Origin of the sequence: uncultured Anaerotruncus sp., assembly GCF_902490045.1 — a bacterium.
Lineage (GTDB): Bacteria > Bacillota > Clostridia > Oscillospirales > Ruminococcaceae > Anaerotruncus.
Window position 1 is genome coordinate 1 of sequence record NZ_CABUCJ010000154.1, and the last position, 4,874, is coordinate 4,874.

The 4,874-nt window shown below is 64.0% G+C and carries 6 protein-coding genes; all 6 read right to left on the reverse strand.

Annotated features, from left to right (window positions below; all coding sequences use genetic code 11):
* Positions 1–509 (reverse strand): radical SAM protein (locus RDM88_RS11800; protein WP_374045465.1); only part of this gene is annotated, 509 nt, incomplete at its 3' end.
* Positions 506–1,069, reverse strand: coding sequence for a biotin transporter BioY (locus tag RDM88_RS11805; protein ID WP_308755027.1), 564 nt, complete (start codon positions 1,067–1,069; stop codon positions 506–508). The genes RDM88_RS11805 and RDM88_RS11800, both read right to left, overlap by 4 nt.
* Positions 1,066–2,037 (reverse strand): biotin--[acetyl-CoA-carboxylase] ligase, encoded by a 972-nt coding sequence (locus RDM88_RS11810; protein WP_308755028.1) that lies wholly within the window; start codon positions 2,035–2,037, stop codon positions 1,066–1,068. The genes RDM88_RS11805 and RDM88_RS11810 overlap by 4 nt, the downstream gene beginning before the upstream one ends.
* A gap of 147 nt (positions 2,038–2,184) precedes the next feature.
* Positions 2,185–3,627, reverse strand: a complete 1,443-nt coding sequence (gene glgA / locus RDM88_RS11815; RefSeq protein ID WP_308755029.1) for a glycogen synthase GlgA — start codon at positions 3,625–3,627, stop codon at positions 2,185–2,187.
* A gap of 180 nt (positions 3,628–3,807) precedes the next feature.
* Positions 3,808–4,353: a hypothetical protein gene (locus tag RDM88_RS11820; RefSeq protein ID WP_308755030.1), complete on the reverse strand. Its 546-nt coding sequence runs from the start codon at positions 4,351–4,353 to the stop codon at positions 3,808–3,810.
* Between the two features lie 245 nt (positions 4,354–4,598).
* Positions 4,599–4,769, reverse strand: coding sequence for a hypothetical protein (locus RDM88_RS11825; RefSeq protein ID WP_308755031.1), 171 nt, complete (start codon positions 4,767–4,769; stop codon positions 4,599–4,601).
* Between the last annotated feature and the right edge of the window lie 105 nt (positions 4,770–4,874).

Sequence of the window (4,874 nt, forward strand, 5' to 3'; positions counted from 1 at the left end):
AAGTTCCTGCGGGAGGTCTCCAGATTGCAGTGGTAACGGGTCACGCCCGCCTCCCGCAGCCGCGCGAGCTGGCCGTAACTCAGCAGTCCGTGGGAGGCGCAGCGGGCAATCCCGCACCGCGCGCCAATCTCCCGGTACGCTTCGCAGGCCGCGTCCGTCTCCTCCTCCGAGAGCGTCCGCCCCGAGGTCACGACCGAAAAGCGCAGCACGCCCCGTTCACAGTCGGACCGCGCACGCCGGACGATCGGTTCCGCGCCGAGCAGCGGATAGCTTTCCACCTCCGCCGGGTAATGGGCCGACTGCGCGCAGTACCGGCAGTCCTCCGAGCAGCGCCCGCACTTTCCGTTGATGATCGCGCAGAGGTCGAACTGGCTGCCGCACAGCCGGCGGCGGATCTCGTCCGCCGCCCGGCAGAGCGGCTCCAGCTGCGCCTCGCTTGCGAGGCGCAGCGCCTCCGTCCGGGAGACGGTTCCGCCCGCGAGGACCCGTTCCTTCAGCTTTGTAATCACAGCAGATGCTCCTTTCCCAGCGCGGCCCGCAGACGTCCGGCAAGCCCCGAGGCGGCGACGCACAGCACCGCGTCCCCCGGCATGTCCAGCGGGAAGGCGGAGAGGAAGACGACCGCAAGCGGGGTCGGCTGGCCAAGATAGTAGTTGAGAATCAGAAATTTGTAGAGGAAGCCGACCGCGTAGGTGACCGCCATTCCCGCGAAGGCGGCGGGCAGGAACTGCCTGAACCGGCCAGCCCCCGTCCGCTCGCAGATCCGTCCGGTGAGCCACGCTGCGGCGATAAACCCGAGCAGGTAGCCGAAGCTCGGCCGGAAGACATACTGGATGCCGCCGCCCGCCGCGAACACCGGGATTCCCGCCAGCCCAACGGCCACATAGACCGCTGCGGCAAGGCTCCCCCTCCGGGAGCCGAGCAGCATGCCCGCCAGCGTGACGAACAGGAACTGCAAAGTGAAGTAGTCCATGAACGGGACCGGCACCTGCAAAAACGCCCCGATCGCAATGAGGGCGGAAAAGAGCCCGCACAGCACGAGCCCGCGGGTCTTCACGGCGGTTGTCATGTCGATTCCCCCTCCATCCGAATCTCCCCGGCGCGCAGCAGAACCGCGCCCGACGGGGTTTCTACCTCAAGGCAGCCGTCATCGTCGAGCCCGACCGCTTTCCCGCTCTGCCACACGCCCTCCCGGTAAAAGCGGACGCGCTTCCCCAAAACCATCAGGCGCCGCCGGTAGGGCTCGAGATAGGCCCGTCCCGGCAGGTCGGCGGCATAGTCGAACAGCCGGTTTGCGATCTCGGCGGCAAGCCGGTTGCGGGAGACGCTCGCGGGCAGCAGCGAACCCGCGATCTCACGCAGCTCCGCCGGGAAGAGGGCGGGCGGCGTTTTGACGTTGACGCCGACGCCGACGATCACGCTCTCGATCCGGCCGCTCTCAAAGTCGCCGGCCGCCTCGGTCAGGATGCCGCAGACCTTCCTGCCGCCCACCAGCACGTCGTTTACCCATTTGATCCGCGTTTCCAGTCCGGTCAGCGCTTCGACCGCCTCGCAGACGGCCGCGGCCGCCGCGACGGTGATGACCGGGAGCTGCGCGCTGTCCATTTCGGGCCGCAGCAGCAGGCTCATGTAGACGCCCGTCTGCGCCGGGGAATAGAAGCCGCGCCCCATCCGTCCCCTGCCCGCCGTCTGTTCGTCGGCGAGCAGGATGGTTCGGCCGGCCGCCCCGTCCGCCGCCAGCTTTTTGGCCTGCGTGTTGGTCGAGCCGACCCGCTTTTCCACCAGCACGGCACAGCCGCGGTATTCCGGACGCAGGTGGCAGCGAACCCCCTGCGCGGTCAGCATGTCGCTGGCCGCCTCGAGCTGGTAGCCCCGGTTGGTGGCCGCCGTGATGCGGTGTCCCTCCTCCTCGAGGCTCCTGACCGCCTTCCAGACCGCCGCGCGGGACACCGAAAGCCGCTCCGCCAGCAGCTGGCCGGAGACGGGCGCGTCCCTGTGCTCCTCCAGATAGCGGAGCAGTTCCTCTTTGAGCGCCATAAATATCCCCCCTGTCACGGACAGTATAGCACAAGTTTTTACGATTGTAAACTAAAATTAATATTATAGTTTACAATTATCATGTTTTCATTCGCGCTAAAAAAGCCTCCGGAGCCGTAAGGCTCCGGAGGCTTTTTTCACCAATATTCAGCCGAGCTGATCGTAGAGGGCCTGGTACGCCTGCGCGCTGCTGCGCCAGGAGAAGTCCCGCTCCATGCCGCGCCGCACCATCGCGTCCCAGCAGGAACGGGCGTCGTAGAAGACCCGCTCCGCATAGAAGATCGTGTCGAGCATCTCCTGCGCGTTGTAGTTCGCGAAGGAGAAGCCGGTCCCTGTCTGGACGTACTCGTTGTAGGGCTCGACCGTGTCCTTGAGGCCGCCCGTCTCCCGCACGATGGGCACCGTGCCGTAGCGCAGCGAGATCAGCTGGGTGAGGCCGCAGGGCTCGAAGAGGGAGGGCATCAGCATCGCGTCGGCGGCCGCGTAGAGCTTGTGGGCGCGGTCGTCGTTGAAGTAGATGTTGGCGGAGACCTTCTCCTTGCGCTCCCACTCGTAGCGGCGGAAGAGGTCCTCGTATTTCCTGTCGCCCGTGCCGATGATAACCAGCTGGATCCGCGAGGTGAGCAGCCAGTCCATCACCCGCTCCACGAGGTCGAGCCCCTTCTGGTCGGTCAGCCGGGTGATCATGCCGACCATCATCACCTCGGGGTCCTCGGGCAGCGCCAGCTCCCGCTGGAGCGCGGCCTTGTTGGCAGCCTTGCCCTGGCGCACGCCGTTTTTATCGTAGTTCGCGTAGAGCTTCCGGTCGGTCACCGGGTCGTAGATCTCGTAGTCGATGCCGTTCAGGATGCCGCTGAGGGTGCCGCTCTTGGCGCGCAGCAGGCCGTCGAGCCCCTCGCCGAAGGAGGGCTGCTGGATTTCCCACGCGTAGGTGCCGCTGACCGTCGTGATCCGGTCGGCGTAGACGAGCCCGCCCTTGAGCATGTTGGCGTCCCGGTGGAACTCGAGCCGGTCGGGGGTGAACGCCCGGTCCGGCAGGCCGGTAAACCGCTTCATCGCGGGGATGTCCCAAACCCCCTGGAAGCGCAGGTTGTGGATCGTCACGACGGTGCGGATGCCGCGGTAGAAGGGATTGTCCTTGAACATCTCGTGCAGGAAGACGGGCACCAGCCCCGCCTGCCAGTCGTGGCAGTGGATGACATCGGGACGGAATCCGACGGTCGGCAAAATCGAAAGGGCGGCCTTGGAGAAGAAGCAGAACTTCTCGATGTCCCACAGCAGGTCGCCGTAGGGCTTGTCGCCGCCGAAATAGTGCTCGTTGTCGATGAAATAATAGGTGATGCCTTCCACCCGGCAGGTCATGATGCCCACATAGACGCGTCCCAGCCCGCCCAGCTCCATCTGGAAGCTGTTTACGTATTCAAACTGGCTCCGGTATTTTTCGGGAATGCAGGTATAGTCGGGCAGGACGACGCGCACATCGTAGCGGCTTTTGTCGAGCGCCTTGGGCAGCGCGCCGGCCACGTCGGCCAGTCCTCCCGTCTTGATAAACGGCACGCATTCCGATGCGACAAACAGGATGTTCTTCATTTTATTTCCTCCTCCCATGTCAAGGGGCCCCGCTTCTTTTTTCCAGTATACTACAATTCCCGGGAGAGATAAAGTCGCAGGCAAGCGATTATACGATATTTTCCAGATTGCCCCGCTTTGTTTTGTGGAATTAAGACAAAGAAAAGCCCCCGGCACGCCGGGGGCTTTCCATCCGGAAATTCAGCGGTACATCCGGTAGCCGCGAATGCTGTAGAGGATCAGCAGCGGGCCGGCGACCGGCGTGATCACCGACGCGATCGCAAGGATGCCCGCCGCATAGACGAACACCCCGCCGACCAGCGGCATGAGCGAGAGGATCGCCAGGACGCTCACGATCGTGGGCAGGCCGGCGATAACTGTGAAGAGCACGCACTGCCTGCGCGCGTAAAAATAAAAGACAAGGTAGTAGACCACCAGCGTGCCCACGCTCACGAGCAGGTCCGCCAGCGTGCTGAAGGGGTAGCGCAGCAGCACCAAGGCGACCGAGACGATCGGCAGCGCGTAGGCGAGCGGAACGCCGGCGAACACGTCGTAGATCCTGCTGTTGAGGTGCTTCATCGAGTCTCCGATCTGCCCGAGCATGAAGAGCTGGAAGAAGGGGATGAACGCGAAAAAGGGATTCGGAAGGCCGCGCACGACCGCGAGCCGGTAGATCGCGTAGGACTGCAAGAGATAGACGCCCAGCGAAAGCAGGCTGGTGAGGAAATTTCCGCCGATATGAAACATCGTGATTCTCCCATCGTGATAGAATGTCCGCGCCGCGCGGCGCCCCGTCAAAAGCATGGGCGTCCGGAAACGTTCCTAATCGCCCGGCGCCGCCGCGGCCGCAATTTGCCGGCGCCGATTGTCTGCGCTTATTGTAGTATTATAGCATGCGCGCCGCCCGAAGAAAAGCAGGAGATGGAAATTGCCCCGGCGGCGCGCGGACGCAAAAAAGGCCCGGAGCCTTCGCCCCGGGCCTTTCCCAATCCCTATTTCTGCACCGGGCCGTGCGTCAGGAAGATCACGGCGCCCGCCGGACGCGCCCTGCGGGCGTTCCAGCGCGGGCGGCGGCTTTCGTCCATAAACCGATCCATCCCGCGCGCGCAGAGAAACCCGACCGCTCCGATGAACAGCAGCCCCGCGGCAATCAGCACTTCCATCCGCCTCCTCCCCCATCTTCTGATATTATGATACCCCTTCGGCCGTTAGGGCGGGATAAAGCTTTGGGGCCGGGGCGTTAATATTGTATAAAGATGGAAAGGCCC